Genomic DNA, 16,798 nt, shown 5'->3' on the forward strand with positions numbered 1-16,798 from the left:
CACAATCGTGGCTATGGAACGCGAACCGGATTGGGCAGAAGTCGACGGTTACCTTGTCTCCACGTTGGTAGGTGAAGATCCGGTCCTCGATGCGGCACTCGCCGCCAACACCGCGGCCGGCCTGCCGCCTATCGACGTAGCGCCGAACCAAGGCAAGTTGCTCCATCTGTTTGCTCGAATGTGCCTGGCGCGCAACGTCCTCGAAATCGGAACCCTCGGCGGGTACAGCACCATCTGGTTGGCCCGCGCCGTCGGACCTTCGGGACGCGTCATCAGTCTCGAATTCGAGCCGGCACACGCCGAGGTAGCGCGCGCCAACATCGAACGCGCCGAACTCGCCGATCGGGTCGACATCCGCGTCGGCGCTGCCCTCGACAGCCTCCCGTTGATCGCGAAAGAAGAACTCGGTCCCTTCGACCTGGTGTTCATCGACGCGGACAAGGAAAACAACAGCGAATACGTCCGGTGGGCCCTTGCGCTGTCCCACCCGGGAACCGTCATCGTCGTCGACAACGTCGTGCGTGGGGGACACGTCTCGAATCCGGACATCGACGACGAGCGAGTCAAGGCCAGTCGTGCCGTCCTCGAGATGATCGCGGCCGAACCGCGACTCGACGGCACCGCGATCCAGACTGTCGGATCGAAAGGGTGGGACGGGTTCGCCGTTGCAGTAGTCAACGAGTGAGCGCACACTCGAAGCGGTGAGGATGCTGGGGGCAGCAAAGGCGGTATGGCAGTGGGTGCGGAGCGCACCCGGGACGTATATCTGGTTGTTGGCCCTGCTCTTCACCACACTGTTCCTGCGGCGTCTTCCCGACAATGTCGAGGAACACTTTCTCGGTAAACGTTCCACCAATCTGCATCACCTCTCCGAAGACCCGATCCGCGTCCTGTTCTCGAGTGCCTTCTGGCTCGAAGGTGGTGGCTGGCTGGGGTATTTGGTTCTGTTCACTGTTTTTCATGCCACGGCAGAGCGCTGGCTCGGGACGTGGCGGTGGTTGTGCGTTGTCGTGATCGCGCACGTCGGCGCCACCTACATCAGTGAAGGTGTTCTCTACGAAGGCATTCGGCACGGATATGTCGCAGAGTCGGCGGTCAACACTCTCGACGTCGGGGTCAGCTACGGATTGGCCGGTGTCGTCGGTGTTCTCGTGTACCGGATTTCGAAGCCCTGGCGTTACGTCTACCTCGGCGCAGCAGTGATTTTCTATGCGGTGCCGTTGATCTTTGCTACGACATTTACTGCGGTCGGGCACATGTCGGCGTTACTTCTCGGAGTGGCGTGTTATCCGCTGACGCGGGCTCGGACGGGGGTGTGGAATCCGGCGGATCTATTGCCGTCGCGGAGGACCGCGCCGGCTTCGTGAACTCTTCCCAACCTAAGTTACTCACTGGTAGGTTTACGGCATCGACGAAAGGTATGACGTGTCTGACACCGACGGATTGCTGTTCAACCCCCACACCGAAGATTTTGCCCGTTTTGATCCCGAGACTCGCAGGCTGCTGCTGGCAACAGTCGAATGGTTCGAAAGCCGTGGCAAGAATCAGCTCCTGCATGACGATCTCGAAGCTGTCTGGGTGTCGGACTTCCTCGACTTCGTCAAGAAGGAGAAGTTGTTCGCGACATTCCAGACTCCGGCGGCCTACGCCGACGGCGACGAGAACCGTCGCTGGGACGGTGCCCGCAATGCGGCACTGAGTGAGGTCTTCGGCTTTTACGGACTCGCGTACTGGTACGCGTGGCAGGTCACGATCCTCGGACTCGGACCGATCTGGATGAGTGACAACGACGCCGCAAAGAAGCGTGCAGCGCAGGAACTCACCGACGGCGGAGTCATGGCGTTCGGACTCTCCGAGCGCGACCATGGCGCCGACGTCTACTCCACCGACATGCTTCTCACTCCGGCCGACGGCGACGTTGCCTTCCGGGCCAGCGGTGAGAAGTACTACATCGGCAACGGCAACGTCGCCGGAATGGTGTCGGTATTCGGCCGTCGCACCGATGTCGACGGACCCGAGGGGTACGTGTTCTTCGTTGCGGACAGCGCGCACCCGAACTACCACCTCGTCGACAACGTCCTCCGTGGTCAGATGTACGTCAGCAACTTCCGCTTGGAGGACTACCCGGTCCGCGAGGAAGACATCCTGCACACCGGTGTCGCTGCGTTCGAGGCAGCGCTCAACACCGTGAACGTCGGAAAGTTCAACCTTTGCACCGGTTCGATCGGAATCAGCGAGCACGCGTTCTTCGAGGCAATCACCCACGCGCAGAACCGAATTCTGTACGGAAATCCCGTCACCGACTTCGCTCACGTCCGAGCGGCGTTTGTCGACGCGTACTCCCGGCTGGTTGCAATGAAGCAGTTCAGTGCGCGGGCTGTCGACTACTTCCGCAGTGCGAGTCTCGATGACCGTCGCTACCTTCTGTTCAACCCGATGACCAAGGCCAAGGTCACCTCAGAAGGTGAGCGCGTTGTCGGACTTCTGCACGACGTGATTGCTGCCAAGGGTTACGAGAAGTCCACGTACTTCCGCGAAGCCGCGCAGGTGATCGGCACACTGCCTAAGCTCGAAGGCACCGTTCACGTCAATGTCGGCTTGATCCTCAAGTTCTTGCCGAACTACCTCTTCAATCCGGCAGAGTTCCCGGAGATTGTCACGCGCGACGACGCTGCGGACGACGAGTTCTTCTGGAATCAGGGACCGACTCGCGGCGCCGCGAAAATTCAGTTCCACGAGTGGAAGCCGGTGTACGAGAAGCACTCCGGTATCCCGAATGTCGCTCGCTTCTACGAGCAGGCAATCGCGTTGACCGAACTGCTGACGTCGGCGGCCCCGGACGCGGCGCAGCAAAAGGATCTCGATTTCATGCTCAACGTCGGGCACCTGTTCTCGCTCGTCGTGTACGGGCATCTGATCCTCGAGCAGGCCGACATCGCCGGACTCGACGCCGATGTCGTGGATCAGATCTTCGACTTCCAGATTCGCGATTTCTCCGGCTATGCGATTGCGCTGCACGGGAAACCGTCGTCGACACCGGAACAGCAAGCCTGGGCGCTCGCAGCTGTGCGCAAACCCGTCGTAGACAGTGAGCGCTTCGACCGCGTGTGGCAGCAGGTCAAAGCATACGACGGCGCGTACGAGATGCGCGCATGAGCGCGGTGGCAACCCGCGATCAGTTGATGGCGGTAGTCGAGGGATCTCCCAAAGCTGTCGGCGCACACGATCGTTCGGCGTGGGTGTCGCTGTTCAGCTCGGATGGTCAGGTCAACGATCCGGTTGGTTCGCGCCCACACAACGGGCGGGCGTCGATCGAGAAGTTCTACGACACATTCATTGCCCCGAACACCATCACGTTCCATGTCGAGCGCGACATAGTATGTGGCCGAACAGTGTGGCGCGATCTCAGTCTCGCTACCGAAATGTCGACGGGCGTTGTCCTGAACGTGCCGATGCATCTGCGCTACGACCTGGTCGGCGAGCCGGATTCGCTGCAGATCGGAACCCTCTACGCCCATTGGGAATTGGCGACCATGTTGAGTCAGCTTGCCACCGCGGGCGCAGCAGGCGTCAAGGCTGCGGCCAAGCTCACGCCGCAATTGCTGTCCAACCAGGGGATCGGGGGAGCGATTGGCTTCTCCAGCGGCATCTTCGGGGTCGGGTCCAAGGGCAAGCGGGCGGCAACACGATTCCTCGACGCCGCAAAGGTCGGCCGGATTCCGCCCATTCCGGTCGAGCTTCCGGCGGGCACGCACCTGTCTACCGCAGACGCCAACGATCTTCTGGCCGGCGTGAGCCGGGGCAAGGTCCTCGCTGCCGGCCGCACGGTCACGGCAAGCGTTGTCGTCTGCGGTGAACCGGCCATCGCGCTCTTCGGATTCGAGCCCTCGGGGCATCGGATCAACCGGGTGCGGTTCTTCACCGAGAGCTGACGTTATTGGCTCGGCGCACCGATACCGGCGCGCCGAGCCTGCGTCGTCCTTGTTTAGAGAGCGCCGAGATCGGCGGACAGCCAGGTGTGCGGTTTCATGTAAATTGCGACCTGCTCGCCCAGTTGAGAGCGGGCAAAGTCGAGATAACCGTCAACCTTGTCCGGGGTCAGATATCGTCGCGACACTTCGACCAGCATCTCGTCGGTTCCTGGCACGATTTTGTCGACGGAACCTTCGACGCTCACATAGCGGATGGTCGGCTCGAGTCGTTGAGCCATGAGGGAGAAGTGCCCAGCAGACTCTATGAGCTGGGCCTTTTTCGATCCTTTTCCCGTGAGAATCCAAGGGCTGCCACCTGGTGAGTAGAGATACCAGATGGGGACTGTCAACGGACCGCGCTCGGAGTTGTTCGCCACCGACAGCGCTGCTACGTGCGGCTCGGCCAGAAACTGTTCACGCTCATTCTCGGAGAGTGCCATCACCTGAGAATACAGCGGTGTTCGACAGGCTGGCCAGCGTTGTGGCGCCCTCATTTCGGGACGAGTTGATCGGCCAGGATCCGGGCGGCTTCCTCGAAACGATCTGGATGTGAACCGCCGAAGTTCAGACGAATGTATGCGGCGGTTGGTTCCGCCGGAAACCACTCGGCCCCAGGGGAAATCGAGAGGCCGTGCGTGAGGCATCTGGTTGCAAACGTTTCGGAATCGAAACCCTCAGGCAGGCGAAGCCATAAGTTGAGACCACCGGCGGGTTTGTGGGTGAGCGTGAGTTCCGTTGCATGAGTATCCAATTCGCGGATCAGATGGTCACGCCGTTCGCGCAGTAGTTCGCGAACGTTTCGCCGATGAGTAACCCACGAAGGTTGGGTGAGGACGTCGACCGCCGCAGCTTGGAGAATCCCGGAAACGTAGAGGTCATCGATGGTGCGATCGGTTTCGATTCGTCGTCGCGCCGGACCGCGTGCAACAACGGCCGCGACCCGCAGTGCCGGCGACGTGCTCTTGGTGAGCGACCGGACGTAGATCACGTGGCCGTCGGGGTCGTTCGCAGCCAGGGGAGTGACGTCCTTGTCGATTCCGAAATCGTGCGCCCAGTCGTCTTCGATCACGAATACACCGTGATCGCGCACGACCTTCATGATCGATTGCCTCTCTGTGTCCGACCAGAGTGCTCCGGTTGGGTTGGCAAAATGTGGTTGCGCATAGAACAAGCGCGCCCCGGAGAGTTCGAACGCGGTGGCAAGATCATCCGGATCCGGCGCGTGCGTCCCGCGGGCGACGGGCACAACGGTCAGCCCGGCCTGTTTGGCTGCTGCGATGGCACCCCAGTACGTGGGCGACTCCATCACGATGGCATCGCCGGGACCTGCAAGCGCGCGGAACGTCGAAGACAGTGCACTCTGCCCTCCGGGTGTGATCAGGACGTCGGAATCGCGCACCGTGGTAGCGCCGCCTGTGGTGAGCTCGTGGGCGAACCACTCGCGGAGTTCTCCAAGCCCTGCGGTGTGCGGTCGACGTGCCGCAAGTGAGCTCCGCGCAGCCCTCGAAAGTGCTCCGCGGATCTGACGAAGGGGAAGCAACTCGTCCGTTGGGTAGCCGCTGTGCAGCGAGATCGTGTCTGCCGTAACCGTGAGCATGCTTGATCCGATGGGATTGGCGTCGACCCGGCTCGGCCCGAGACTGGTTGTCTGCCAAGAATAGTCGGATATCTGAGGCGCTCGCGTGCGGGCGACGAAATTTCCCGAACCTGGGCGGGTTTCAACCAGGCCTTCACCCACGAGTTGGCGGATTGCGTGCTGCACAGTGACAGGCCCCACGCCGTGCGTTGCGGCCAGCGCCCGAGTGGAGGGGAGTTGCATTCCGGCGGTAGACGACGTGATCAGCGTGCGTAAGCCGTCGACTACCCGTCGGCTACTGCTATCGTGGGACATGAATGACAATAGTAGCGCTATCGCGAACGAATCGGCACCGCTATCGGGTCTGTGGTGGGGGCTCCTGGGAGTTCTGGCGTTTTCGTTCACGGTTCCACTGACCAGAATCGCAGTCGCTGACCTTGATCCGTTGTTCATCGGCGCCGGCCGGGCTGTAGTGGCGGGAGGGTTGGCGACGATTGCGCTGCTGGCTTCGCGCGCCGCCATTCCCAGCCTTCGGCAATGGGCACGGATTGCCCTTGTCTCCATCGGAGTTGTTCTCGGGTTCCCTTTGCTCACCACGTTTGCAGTGCAAACATCACCGGCCAGTCATGCAGCCGTCGTGATCGGGCTATTGCCTGCCGCGACAGCTGTATTTGCCGTACTTCGGGGGAAAGAACGGCCGAGTCAGGCATTTTGGTGGGCGAGTGCGGCCGGCGCGATATCGGTGGCAGTGTTTGTCGCATTCGCAGGCGGTGGACTCGGTTCGTTCCACCTCGCCGATCTTCTGCTCGTCGGGGCAGTGATCTGCGCTGCACTCGGGTATTCCGAAGGAGCTTTGCTGGCCCGCGAAATCGGATCATGGCAGACAATCGCCTGGGCGTTGATTCTCGCACTGCCCGTTACGGCCACCATGACCGTTGTGTCGGTGGTGAATACGCCCGTCCACGCCGACGCCAATTCATGGCTTGCGTTTGCCTACCTCGGTGCCATCAGCATGTTTCTCGGCTTCTTCCCCTGGTACCGAGGCCTGGCGATGGGGCCGATCTCCACAGTCAGTCAGACGCAGCTGGTTCAACCGGTGCTCAGCATCGCGTGGTCGGCCTTGATCCTGGGCGAGGAATTGTCGCTGTCCATCGTTGGGGGCGGCATCGTGGTCATCGGCTGTGCGTGGCTTGCGCTCAAGGCGCGCGTAGCGGCGCCGGGCACCGCGAGGGTGCGCGACGCCGCTACGGCGTCCGGTGTGCGTGGCTCAGAAGAGCGGGCCGCCACCGAATGCAGCACGATGTGACGCCGGCTGCTTGCCGTTGGCGTCGGTGATTCCGTAGTCGAGTGCAGTTTCCGCGGTGATCAGGGTGTGCCCGCTGCGGGAGTTGACGTCGGGATCGTTGGCCAGTGCCGTGATGACCTGCCCGACGAACTCCGGGGTTTCCGCCTCGGCGAGGGAGAAGCCCTCGAAGCTCTCCATTCCGCTGGCTTCCATTCGCTCGTTGCGAATCAAACCGAGCCAGAAGGACAGTGCGGTGACTCCGGTACCTTTCAACTCGACGGCCATGTCCGCGGCCATCTTGTCGAGGCCGGTCTTCGACATCCCGTACAGCACCGAGTGCAGGTATCCGCGGCTGCCGAATGACGAGATATGGCCGATGACACCGCTTCCGCGCGGAACCATCAACTTGGCGGCTTCTACGGACGCGACATAATGTGCGCGCAAACCGATCCCGATCAGGGAGTCCCAGTCGGCGACGGGGCGCTTCCAGAACGGATCCGTGAAACCTGCGTAGCCGGCAGGGTTGGCCCACACGTTGTTGACGAGGAGATCGAGACGCCCGGACTGCTCGTCGGCAATGCGGGCAAAGAGATCAACGATTTGCTGATCATCGCTGTGATCACACTGCACGGCGATTCCCCGGCCACCACGCTCGGTGATCTCCGCAGCAGCAGCGTCGAGTGGGCTGTTGGTGCCAACTTCACCGCGCGCGGTCACGTACACGGTCCAGCCGTCGCTACCGAGTGCCAACGCGATTCCTTTGCCGACACTGCGACTCGCGCCGGTTACCAGTGCAACTTTTGATCCAGTCATTCTTGGCTCCCCACTGATCCCTCGGCGAGGACGGTCTCGGCTGACAGGGGAGTGGTCATCGACCACGTCTCCGTGAAGTGGCAGCGACTCATCTTCCACGCTCCGTCCTCGATCACATACGCGTCGTCGTATTCGCCCGTCATCAATTTCTGAGTCCGAGCGACGGTGTCGATCTGGCGGAACTGCAGCGTCCATCGACCGAGTGCGGAAGTCTCCGAAGTTATTTCGATATCGGGGTGAAGTCCGTGGTGCATGTCGAGGACCGCGTAGTGGCCGTCGACTTTGCGCAGGGCGACTGCGGTGAAGATGTCGGCCATCGGGCCCGCGTCGTCGAACGCCCCCAGCTGGCCGTAGTCGATGGACGCGCCGCTCTTGATGAAACTGTTGCGGAACGCGACCGGGTCCTTGGCATCACAGGCGCGCCAGTAGTTGTACTTGAGCTTTTTGATCTCTTCGATCTGCTCGAGGGCGTCGATGCGTTGTGCAAGATCCAACGTCGGTCCTTTTCGTCCGGTTTTACGTGATGTGTCGGAACCCGACTCTATGGTGCGTTCCATCACACATGTGACGTAAATCCCAGTGGCCGGTCAGGTGTCCGAGTCGGATGCAGGCGCGGTGCCGGTGGTGGAGAGCGTTGTTGCGGCCGATTCGCCGAAGACGCTGACGCACAGTTCCCCTAGAGCGGGATCCTCGTCGATGTGTTCCGGCGCTTTCATCGCGAGCAGATTGTTGATGAGCATGCCGTTGGCGATGAACATTCGGGCCTGCTCGGGGGTGCAACCGGTTCGATCACGCACCAGGCTGTAGATCTTCGACATCGCGAACCGTGACACGGTGGCGATGTCGTCTGTGCCGGTGGCGAACCCGTGCAGCATGACGAGCAGTAGGTCGCGGTCCAGGATCAGCTCGCCGTAGGCGGAACCGAGCTCGGCCCAGAACTCTGGATTGTCGGGCTCGATATCGAGTGTGTCCAGCTTTTCGGTGAAGGTTCGGACGATTTCGTCGAGTGCTCGCGCGAACACGGCGCGGAACAGTTCCGCTTTCGTTCCGAACATGCGCACGATGTACGGCTGCGAGACGCCGGCTTCCTTCGCGACCGCATCGGTGCTGGTGCCGGAGTATCCGCCGCGGGCGAAGGCCCTGGTGGCTGCTGCAAGGACAAGTGCCCGGCGCTGGGGCGCGCTCATCCTTCGCTTGGGTGAGGCGGAATCTTCGCTCGACATATTGACAGGTTATCAGTTGATAACTTAGCGTCAATTAAGTAATCAACTGATACCTAAGCGAAGGCGTGCAATGACTGTTTTGGCGAATGCCGGTGCCGCACCCGGTTCGGAAGGGACCCGCAGGCGATCAGTACCGGTTGCGATTGCGATCGTCGCGGCGTCCCTGCCGATGTTCATGGCAACCCTCGACAATCTGGTGATGACCAGCGCATTGCCGGTGATCGAGAAAGATCTGAATGCGTCCGTGAGTCAGTTGCAGTGGTTCATGAATGCGTACACGCTTGCGTTTGCGACGCTGATGTTGTCGGCGACGACGCTCGGCGATCGCTGGGGTAGGCGACGCATGTTCGTGGGCGGGATCGGACTGTTCACCGCGGCGTCAATTGCCTCCGCGCTCTCGACATCGGCAGGACTGTTGATCGCGGCACGCGCCGTTCAAGGCGTCGGCGCTGCCGCCATCATGCCGCTCTCGCTGACACTGCTCGTGGCTGCGGTTCCGGAAGCCAAGCGCGCCATGGCAATCGGCATCTGGGGTGGAGTATCGGGGCTCGGTATCGCGATGGGTCCGGTGGTGGGCGGCGCTGTGGTCGACGGTTTTTCGTGGCAAGGGATCTTTTGGATCAACGTGCCGGTAGCAATCGTCGCAGTTCCGCTCGCAATGTATGCATTGCGCGAATCGACCGGGCGGAAGCAGCCTTTGGACGTCGCCGGGGTCGCGCTGGCCGGACTTGGTGTGTTCCTCGCTGTCTGGGGCATCGTTCACGGCAACGACGACGGTTGGGGTTCCTTCGGTGTTGTCGCATCGCTAGTGGGTGCCGTAGTTGCCTTGGGGCTGTTCATCGTTCGCGAACGAACCACGTCGCACCCCGTGATGCCGTTGCGTCTGTTCCGATCCAGAAGCTTCTCGATGGCAAACGTGATCGGACTGACCTTCTCGATCGGCATCTTCGGTGCGGTGTTCCTGCTCTCGCAGTACCTCCAGATCGCGATGGGGTTCACACCGTTCGAAGCCGGGTTGCGGACGCTTCCGTGGACGGCGGCGCCGATGGTTTTTGCGCCGCTCGCGGGCTTCCTCGCCCCGAAAGTGGGACTGCGGCCGCTGCTTCTCACCGGTCTCGGTCTGCAAGCCGGCGCGTTGTTCTGGTTGGCTGCTCGCATCGGTCCCGACGCCACGTACGCGTCACTCGTCCCCGCACTTCTCATGGCCGGAATCGGCATGGGGCTGACCTTCGCGCCCAATGCCACCGCGGTACTCGTCGACATGGACGCGCCGGATCACGGCACGGCCAGTTCGACCAACGCAACACTTCGCGAGATCGGCGTCGCATTGGGAATCGCAGTCCTGACAGCGGTGTTCCTGGCCGCAGGTGGAGCGTTGACGCCGCTGGGATACAGCGAAGCACTGACGCCCGCCCTGCGAGTCGGCGGATGTTTTGTACTGGTCGCGGTAGTGGCGGCGTGGTTTGTGCCGACTCGGAAGTGAGTTTTGCTGTGCGCCTTTATCAACCGCGGGCGGTTAATAAAGGCGCACAGCACTATTCGCCGGGAAACGCCGATGTTGCGGGAGTTGTCCCGAGTGCGAGGTTCCATCCAGCCCCGCGGATCGAGGCGTCTGTGAGCGCCTCGACTCCGAAAGTGCGGAGATCGTCGGAATCGGCCTGTTCGATCAACGCGCGGTACGTAGTTGCGGTGTCCGCTTCGATCTGTGCCGCCAACTGCGCCGCCGTGATGGCGTCGGTGACCGGGAAAGGGATGTCGTAGCCGGCGGCGGCAATCGGGGGAGTGAGGCCCGCGTCGACGGCAATGACGGACAAAGCGTCGCGGCGCGCCCGGTGGGTTGCCATGTGGGTGGCAACCTCGTTGGCCCGAGCCGGGTTGGAGAACGCTGCCACGACGCCGTAAGCGAAGATTGCGGCGTTCTCGGATTCGATGGCGTCGAGCACGGCTGAATCACTGGTTGTCGATGTGCGCAGAATGCTCATGGCAGCAGTACCGCCGCCTGGGTGGCGCACGCCGCGCTGATCGAACCGAGCAGTCCGGCGCGATAGCCGGATGTCGTCCGGGCGAGATCGGCAGCGCTGCGAGCGGACTCCGCTAACGACGCGCGCACAGCGTCGATCCCCGCGGGCGCTGCGGGCGCGGTCGACGACGCTGACGGCGTTGACGTGGTGCCGGCACCCCCGCCTGCCGCTCGCGCGATCTCGGCGTCGAGGGCATCGGCATGAGCGGTGCGCTCCGCGCTGATCGTCGTGAGCGCGGCAACCCGTTCCGGTGCCAGCGCGATCGAATTGCTTGCAGCGGCGGCGTCTGCTCGTGCGCGATCGGCCTGCGAGGTCAGCTGGTCGACTTCTACGGCGGCCTGGGCGGAGCCGTTGTCAGTACACGCTGTGGCCGCGAAGGCGATGGCGCCGATCGATGCCGCACCTGCGATCTTCAGCGCACTCCGGCGGGAGTGGGAGGTGGTGGATAGGGGCGTCAGCACTCGTCCATGGTGCCAGGTACCGCGCGATTCGTTCGAATCAGGCAAACGTGTTCACGTGTGATGTGTAACGGTCGGTCTGGTCGCAGGCATCTCGAAGGGGCGGTACTCTTGGATGCTTGGCCGGACAGTGTGGCGAATGGTGTCTTGGGCATGCCCACAAACTGGGTACCTGCTACTTCGAGACCTGCATCACACAGGCCTGAGCCACACAGACTGACAACACCGAGTCGATGCGAGTCGACGACAACTGAAACGAGGAGTTCGCGAGATGCCGGTGCCATCCAAGGACAGGGTTATCGAGCTGGTCTCCGAACTCGTGCAGTCCAAGGGCTACGACGTCGAGGACGTCGTAGTCACTAATGCGGGCAAGCACAGCGCCGTTCGCATCATGGTCGACAGTGACGCCGGTATCGAACTGGATGCCGCTGCCGAGATCAGTCGGCTCGTCTCCGAGTTGTTCGACAGCCTCGAGGAAATCGGGGAAGCGCCGTACACGCTCGAGGTCACGTCGCCCGGGATCGATCGGCCGCTGACAGCAGAGCGACATTGGCGCCGCGCACGTGGGCGCAAAGCACGCATCGATCTTGCCGACGAGACCGTCGTCGGTCGAATCGGTGTCCTCGGCGAGGATTCGGTTGCAGTGGTCATGAACGGTCGCGGCGGTCTGACAGTCCGCGAGATACCGCTGGCAGACGTGCAGAAAGCTGTTGTGCAGGTCGAGTTTTCGAAGCCGAGCGACGCAGAGCTGGAGCTGGCCGGAGGAATCCCGGAGGGTCGGGCAGTGCATACGGACCTCGACGAGTCCGATGCACAGGTGCTCGATTCCGAAGAAGACGTAGAAGACGTAGATAACGAAGAAGGGTTCGACAAGTGAATATCGACATTGCAGCGTTGCGAGCGATCGAGGCCGAAAAAGGCGTCCCGATCGAAACGGTGATCGCCACGATCCAGACTGCGCTGCTGACGGCATACCGACACACCGAGGGCCACAAGCAGAACGCTCGGATCGACGTCAATCTCAAGACCGGATCGGTGCGAGTTATGGCTCACGACACCGACTCCGACGGAAATATGGTTGGCGCCGAGTGGGACGACACCCCCGAGGGCTTCGGCCGGATCGCGGCGACCACCGCGCGTCAGGTGATTCTTCAGCGTCTGCGTGATGCCGAGCACGAGCGCAGTTTCGGCGAGTACTCGACGCACGAAGGTGAAATCGTCGGTGGTGTGATCCAGCGAGACACCCGCGCGAACTCGCGTGGCATGGTTGTCGTGCGAATCGGCAGCGACGCGCATGGCACCGAAGGCCTGCTCCCGCCGGCCGAGCAGGTTCCGGGTGAAAGCTACGAGCACGGCGAGCGCATCAAGTGCTACGTCGTCGGGGTTGCCCGCGGCGCGCGCGGCCCGCAGATCACGCTGTCGCGCACCCACCCGAACCTGGTTCGCAAGCTGTTTGCACTCGAGGTTCCCGAAATTGCCGACGGCAGCGTCGAGATCATCAATGTTGCCCGCGAAGCTGGTCACCGTTCCAAGATCGCGGTTGCGTCGCGCGTTCACGGGCTCAATGCGAAGGGTGCATGCATCGGTCCCATGGGGCAGCGCGTGCGTAACGTCATGAGCGAACTTGCGGGCGAGAAGATCGACATCATCGACTACGACGAGGACCCCGCGACATTTGTGGGCAACGCACTCTCTCCGTCGAAAGTGGTCTCCGTCACTGTTGTCGACCTCGATGCCCGTGCAGCTCGGGTTATCGTGCCTGATTTCCAGCTGTCGCTAGCCATCGGCAAGGAGGGTCAAAATGCCCGCCTTGCTGCACGGTTGACCGGTTGGCGTATCGATATTCGAAGCGATGCAGCACCGGTCGACGACGCGTCGGATCGCTCCGGCGCGTCAAACGGATAACGGTGGAATGCAGTGTTCCAGACAGTTCGACGGTAGAGTAGACGATGGTTCGACGTGAGTCCTCGGATTTTGCGCGCGCGACGCCCGGTTCGCCGGTCAGAACGTGTGTGGGATGCAGGGAACAAGGGTCGGCTGCCGATCTGTTGAGGGTCGTGGTTGGTGGGCAGGGGCCGGAGGGTTCCCTGCTTGTCCCCGACGTATTGCGAAGGCTCCACGGTCGAGGTGCATGGCTGCACCTGGATCCGAGTTGCCTGAGCCTGGCAGAGCGGCGCCGAGCATTCAGCAGAGCACTGCGAGTGTCCGGAAATCTGGACACGTCCGCTGTCGACCAGCTGGTCGACGCAGTTCACACAAAAGCAGTACCTCTCGAGAAGAACAGGCACAAGCACTCATGAGCACACCGTGAAGCACCAACGATGAACGTCCATCGGCTATAACCCGAGGTCGTGTGGGACCCACATCTGTGGGATGCCTCCTGCTCGACCTCATCAGTGAGGAGAGCAGTGGCAGGCAAGGCCCGCGTACACGAGTTGGCTAAAGAACTCGGTGTTACCAGCAAGGAACTACTCGCAACGCTCAAAGAGCAGGGCGAGTTCGTAAAGTCTGCGTCATCCACAGTGGAGGCGCCCGTCGCACGTCGTCTGCGGGAATCATTCCCGTCTGCCGGTGGTGCAGAAACCAAGCCCGCGTCCGGCGACGCAGCGGCAAAGCCCGCAGCAAAGCCCGGCGCACCGTCGCCGTCGGCAGCAAAGCCCGGCGCACCGCGTCCCGGGCAGCGTCCCGGCCCCAAGCCGGCCGCACCGGCTCCCGCAGCACCGGCAGCCCCGGCTGCTGCAGCTCCGGCCCCGGCAGCACCGTCCGCTCCCGCAGCACCGGCTCCTACGACGCCGGCAGTCCCCACGCCGACGTTCAATGCGCCCGCTGCACCCAGCAACGCTCCGAAGCCGGCTCGTCCGGCTCCGGCAGCTCCCGCGGCACCGGCAGCTCCCGCTGCAGCTGCTCCGGCAGCACCGTCGACCGGCGCAAAGCCCGGTGGACCTCGTCCGATGCCCAAGGCTCCGCGCGTCGGAAACAACCCGTACTCCTCGGCTCCGGCTGAGCGTCCGGCACCACGTCCGGCTCCGGGCCAGAGCGGTCCTCGTCCGGGCGCTCCGCGTCCCGCGGCGCAGGGTGGATCTCGTCCGGCTCCCGGCCAGGGTGGACCCCGTCCGGCTCCCGGCCAGGGCGGTCCTCGTCCGGCTCCCGGCCAGGGCGGTCCTCGTCCGGCTCCCGGCCAGGGTGGACCCCGTCCGCCCGCAGGTCAGGGTGGACCCCGTCCGAGCCCCGGCTCCATGCCTCCTCGCCCGAACCCGGGTGCAATGCCTGCTCGTTCCGCTCGTCCCGCGCCCGGTGGCGGCGCAGGTCGTCCGGGCCGTCCCGGTGGCGCTCCCGGCGGTCGTCCCGGTGGCGGCGGCGGTGGGTACCGCGGTGGCGGAGCTCCCGGCGGCGGCGCAGGTGCCGGTGCAGGTGCTCCCGGTGGCGGAGCTCCCGCAGGTGGTTTCCGCGGTCGTCCCGGCGGTGGTGGCCGTCCCGGTCAGCGCGGCGCAGCAGCAGGCGCATTCGGCCGTCCCGGCGGCGCTGTTCGTCGTGGACGTAAGTCGAAGCGGGCAAAGCGCGCCGAGTACGAGAGCATGCAGGCTCCCGCAGTCGGTGGCGTCAGGCTGCCTCGCGGCAACGGCGAGACCATCCGTCTCGCTCGCGGCGCGTCGCTGTCCGACTTCGCAGACAAGATCGATGCGAACCCCGCAGCACTTGTGCAGGCACTGTTCAATCTCGGCGAGATGGTCACGGCAACGCAGTCGGTCAACGACGAGACGCTGGAGCTTCTCGGCGGCGAAATGAACTACGTCGTTCAGGTCGTCAGCCCTGAGGACGAAGACCGTGAGCTGCTCGAACACTTCGACCTCACCTACGGCGAGGACGCCGGCGGAGAAGAGGACCTCGAGTCCCGTCCGCCTGTGGTCACCGTCATGGGCCACGTCGACCACGGTAAGACCCGTCTGCTCGATGTGATCCGTAAGGCCAACGTCCGTGAGGGCGAAGCCGGCGGCATCACGCAGCACATCGGTGCTTACCAGGTGCTCACCGAGCTCGAGGGCAACGAGCGTCTCGTGACGTTCATCGACACCCCCGGTCACGAGGCCTTCACGGCCATGCGTGCTCGTGGTGCCAAGGCCACCGACCTCGCGATCCTTGTTGTCGCAGCCGACGACGGTGTCATGCCGCAGACGGTGGAAGCGATCAACCACGCCCAGGCGGCCGACGTGCCGATCGTGGTCGCGGTCAACAAGATCGACAAGGAAGGCGCTAACCCGGACAAGATCCGTCAGCAGCTGACCGAGTACGGACTGGTCGCCGAGGAATACGGCGGAGACACCATGTTCGTCGACATCTCGGCGAAGCAGGGTCTGCACATCGATCAGCTTCTCGAAGCTGTGCTGCTGACCGCGGATGCTTCCCTGGATCTGCGCGCAAACCCGGACATGGATGCACAGGGTGTTGCGATCGAGGCTCACCTCGACCGTGGCCGTGGCCCCGTTGCCACAGTGCTCATCCAGCGCGGAACGCTGCGCGTCGGCGATTCCATCGTCGCCGGTGATGCATACGGCCGCGTCCGCCGCATGGTGGACGAGCACGGCGAGGACGTCCACGAGGCACTACCTTCGCGTCCGGTTCAGGTCATCGGCTTCACGTCCGTCCCCGGTGCAGGCGACAACCTGCTCGTGGTCGACGAGGACCGTATTGCCCGCCAGATCGCTGACCGCCGCAATGCACGTAAGCGCAACGCGTTGGCAGCGAAGAGCCGCAAGCGCATCAGCTTGGACGATCTCGATGCAGCTCTGAAGGAACATTCGCAGCTGAACTTGATCCTCAAGGGCGACAACTCGGGAACCGTCGAGGCTCTCGAAGAGGCACTGCTGGCTATCCCGATCGACGACGAGGTGCAGTTGCGCGTCATCGACCGCGGTGTCGGTGGCGTCACGGAGACCAACGTCAACCTGGCAGCGGCTTCCAACGCGATCATCATCGGCTTCAACGTCCGTGCCGAAGGCAAGGCGACCGAGCTGGCGAACCGCGAGGGTGTCGACATCCGGTACTACTCGGTGATCTACCAGGCCATCGACGAGGTCGAGAAGGCTCTCAAGGGTCTGCTCAAGCCGGTGTACGAAGAGGTCGAGCTGGGCAAGGCGGAGATCCGCGCGATGTTCCGTTCGTCCAAGATCGGCAACATTGCCGGTTGCTTGGTCACGTCGGGCAGCATCCGTCGCAACGCCAAGGCACGTCTCATCCGCGACAGCAAGGTTGTCGCCGAGACGGTCACCATCTCCTCGCTCAAGCGGGAGAAGGAAGACGCCACCGAGGTTCGCGAAGGCTACGAATGTGGTCTGACCGTCACCTACTCCGATATCAAGATCGGTGACGTTCTGGAGTGCTACGAGCTTCGTGAGAAGCCGCGCGACTAGTAGTCGCCGCGGGCGCTGGGGGCGCTCGTGAGTATTGACTGAC

Annotated in this window: 17 protein-coding genes; 10 read left to right on the top strand and 7 right to left on the bottom strand. The window is 63.0% G+C overall.

Annotated features, from left to right (window positions below; translation table 11 throughout):
• The first annotated feature begins 13 nt into the window (after window positions 1–13).
• Genes R4P64_RS15135 through R4P64_RS15150 form a run of 4 tightly spaced genes read left to right on the top strand, consistent with a single transcriptional unit; the run spans window position 14 to window position 3,932 of the window.
• Window positions 14–685 (top strand): O-methyltransferase, encoded by a 672-nt coding sequence (locus R4P64_RS15135; RefSeq protein WP_033234922.1) that lies wholly within the window; start codon window positions 14–16, stop codon window positions 683–685.
• Between the two features lie 22 nt (window positions 686–707).
• A complete protein-coding gene (locus R4P64_RS15140) occupies window positions 708–1,367 on the top strand; it encodes a rhomboid-like protein (protein ID WP_317821624.1) in 660 nt (219 codons plus the stop codon).
• 58 nt (window positions 1,368–1,425) lie between these two features.
• Window positions 1,426–3,156, top strand: a complete 1,731-nt coding sequence (locus R4P64_RS15145) for an acyl-CoA dehydrogenase family protein (protein ID WP_317821508.1) — start codon at window positions 1,426–1,428, stop codon at window positions 3,154–3,156.
• Window positions 3,153–3,932: a nuclear transport factor 2 family protein gene (locus R4P64_RS15150; protein WP_317821509.1), complete on the top strand. Its 780-nt coding sequence runs from the start codon at window positions 3,153–3,155 to the stop codon at window positions 3,930–3,932. The genes R4P64_RS15145 and R4P64_RS15150 overlap by 4 nt, the downstream gene beginning before the upstream one ends.
• A gap of 53 nt (window positions 3,933–3,985) precedes the next feature.
• Here the strand turns inward: R4P64_RS15150 and R4P64_RS15155 are convergent, their stop codons facing one another.
• Window positions 3,986–4,411: a pyridoxamine 5'-phosphate oxidase family protein gene (locus R4P64_RS15155; protein WP_033234918.1), complete on the bottom strand. Its 426-nt coding sequence runs from the start codon at window positions 4,409–4,411 to the stop codon at window positions 3,986–3,988.
• Between the two features lie 50 nt (window positions 4,412–4,461).
• Complete coding sequence (locus tag R4P64_RS15160) at window positions 4,462–5,862, bottom strand: PLP-dependent aminotransferase family protein (protein ID WP_317821510.1); 1,401 nt, start codon at window positions 5,860–5,862, stop codon at window positions 4,462–4,464.
• On the opposite strand from R4P64_RS15160, the gene R4P64_RS15165 reads away from it, so the two are divergent.
• Complete coding sequence (locus tag R4P64_RS15165) at window positions 5,861–6,853, top strand: DMT family transporter (protein ID WP_317821512.1); 993 nt, start codon at window positions 5,861–5,863, stop codon at window positions 6,851–6,853. The two genes, R4P64_RS15160 and R4P64_RS15165, sit on opposite strands and share 2 nt — an antisense overlap.
• Here R4P64_RS15165 and R4P64_RS15170 read toward each other — a convergent pair.
• The 3 genes from R4P64_RS15170 to R4P64_RS15180 form a co-directional block, all read right to left on the bottom strand.
• Window positions 6,815–7,645, bottom strand: coding sequence for an SDR family NAD(P)-dependent oxidoreductase (locus tag R4P64_RS15170; protein ID WP_045067289.1), 831 nt, complete (start codon window positions 7,643–7,645; stop codon window positions 6,815–6,817). The two genes, R4P64_RS15165 and R4P64_RS15170, sit on opposite strands and share 39 nt — an antisense overlap.
• Window positions 7,642–8,139 carry a nuclear transport factor 2 family protein gene (locus tag R4P64_RS15175; RefSeq protein ID WP_033235020.1) on the bottom strand — a complete coding sequence of 166 codons (498 nt, stop codon included), beginning with the start codon at window positions 8,137–8,139 and terminating at the stop codon, window positions 7,642–7,644. The genes R4P64_RS15170 and R4P64_RS15175 overlap by 4 nt, the downstream gene beginning before the upstream one ends.
• A gap of 93 nt (window positions 8,140–8,232) precedes the next feature.
• Window positions 8,233–8,868 carry a TetR/AcrR family transcriptional regulator gene (locus tag R4P64_RS15180; protein WP_317821515.1) on the bottom strand — a complete coding sequence of 212 codons (636 nt, stop codon included), beginning with the start codon at window positions 8,866–8,868 and terminating at the stop codon, window positions 8,233–8,235.
• A gap of 70 nt (window positions 8,869–8,938) precedes the next feature.
• Between R4P64_RS15180 and R4P64_RS15185 the strand changes: the two genes are divergently transcribed.
• On the top strand, window positions 8,939–10,351 hold the full coding sequence (locus tag R4P64_RS15185; protein ID WP_233366187.1) for a DHA2 family efflux MFS transporter permease subunit: 1,413 nt from the start codon (window positions 8,939–8,941) through the stop codon (window positions 10,349–10,351).
• Between the two features lie 52 nt (window positions 10,352–10,403).
• Here R4P64_RS15185 and R4P64_RS15190 read toward each other — a convergent pair whose 3' ends face one another.
• Complete coding sequence (locus R4P64_RS15190; RefSeq protein ID WP_092808590.1) at window positions 10,404–10,850, bottom strand: ferritin-like domain-containing protein; 447 nt, start codon at window positions 10,848–10,850, stop codon at window positions 10,404–10,406.
• Complete coding sequence (locus tag R4P64_RS15195; RefSeq protein ID WP_175393694.1) at window positions 10,847–11,347, bottom strand: hypothetical protein; 501 nt, start codon at window positions 11,345–11,347, stop codon at window positions 10,847–10,849. The genes R4P64_RS15190 and R4P64_RS15195 overlap by 4 nt, the downstream gene beginning before the upstream one ends.
• A gap of 271 nt (window positions 11,348–11,618) precedes the next feature.
• Here R4P64_RS15195 and rimP point away from each other — a divergent pair, with 271 nt between their 5' ends.
• The 4 genes from rimP to infB all read left to right on the top strand — a co-directional run bounded on the left by rimP (window position 11,619) and on the right by infB (window position 16,755).
• Window positions 11,619–12,224, top strand: coding sequence for a ribosome maturation factor RimP (gene rimP, locus R4P64_RS15200; protein ID WP_033234911.1), 606 nt, complete (start codon window positions 11,619–11,621; stop codon window positions 12,222–12,224).
• On the top strand, window positions 12,221–13,252 hold the full coding sequence (gene nusA, locus R4P64_RS15205) for a transcription termination factor NusA (RefSeq protein WP_033234910.1): 1,032 nt from the start codon (window positions 12,221–12,223) through the stop codon (window positions 13,250–13,252). Before rimP ends, nusA begins: the two co-directional genes overlap by 4 nt.
• A gap of 44 nt (window positions 13,253–13,296) precedes the next feature.
• A complete protein-coding gene (locus R4P64_RS15210) occupies window positions 13,297–13,647 on the top strand; it encodes a YlxR family protein (protein ID WP_045067292.1) in 351 nt (116 codons plus the stop codon).
• 108 nt (window positions 13,648–13,755) lie between these two features.
• Entirely contained in the window at window positions 13,756–16,755 is a 3,000-nt protein-coding gene (gene infB, locus R4P64_RS15215; RefSeq protein ID WP_084702751.1) for a translation initiation factor IF-2, read from the top strand.
• Window positions 16,756–16,798 lie beyond the last annotated feature (43 nt).

Origin of the sequence: Rhodococcus sp. IEGM 1366 (assembly GCF_033142425.1) — a bacterium.
GTDB classification, from domain to species: domain Bacteria; phylum Actinomycetota; class Actinomycetes; order Mycobacteriales; family Mycobacteriaceae; genus Rhodococcus_F; species Rhodococcus_F globerula.

Excerpts from the sequence above, each read along its gene's own strand:
- R4P64_RS15135 (WP_033234922.1), top strand. The coding sequence starts at position 14 with ATGGAACGCGAACCGGATTGGGCAGAAGTCGACGGTTACCTTGTCTCC.
- R4P64_RS15140 (WP_317821624.1), top strand. The coding sequence starts at position 708 with ATGCTGGGGGCAGCAAAGGCGGTATGGCAGTGGGTGCGGAGCGCACCC.
- R4P64_RS15150 (WP_317821509.1), top strand. The coding sequence starts at position 3,153 with ATGAGCGCGGTGGCAACCCGCGATCAGTTGATGGCGGTAGTCGAGGGA.
- R4P64_RS15155 (WP_033234918.1), bottom strand. The coding sequence starts at position 4,411 with ATGGCACTCTCCGAGAATGAGCGTGAACAGTTTCTGGCCGAGCCGCAC.
- R4P64_RS15165 (WP_317821512.1), top strand. The coding sequence starts at position 5,861 with ATGAATGACAATAGTAGCGCTATCGCGAACGAATCGGCACCGCTATCG.
- R4P64_RS15160 (WP_317821510.1), bottom strand. The coding sequence starts at position 5,862 with ATGTCCCACGATAGCAGTAGCCGACGGGTAGTCGACGGCTTACGCACG.
- R4P64_RS15170 (WP_045067289.1), bottom strand. The coding sequence starts at position 7,645 with ATGACTGGATCAAAAGTTGCACTGGTAACCGGCGCGAGTCGCAGTGTC.
- R4P64_RS15180 (WP_317821515.1), bottom strand. The coding sequence starts at position 8,868 with ATGTCGAGCGAAGATTCCGCCTCACCCAAGCGAAGGATGAGCGCGCCC.
- R4P64_RS15185 (WP_233366187.1), top strand. The coding sequence starts at position 8,939 with ATGACTGTTTTGGCGAATGCCGGTGCCGCACCCGGTTCGGAAGGGACC.
- R4P64_RS15190 (WP_092808590.1), bottom strand. The coding sequence starts at position 10,850 with ATGAGCATTCTGCGCACATCGACAACCAGTGATTCAGCCGTGCTCGAC.
- rimP (WP_033234911.1), top strand. The coding sequence starts at position 11,619 with ATGCCGGTGCCATCCAAGGACAGGGTTATCGAGCTGGTCTCCGAACTC.
- R4P64_RS15210 (WP_045067292.1), top strand. The coding sequence starts at position 13,297 with ATGGTTCGACGTGAGTCCTCGGATTTTGCGCGCGCGACGCCCGGTTCG.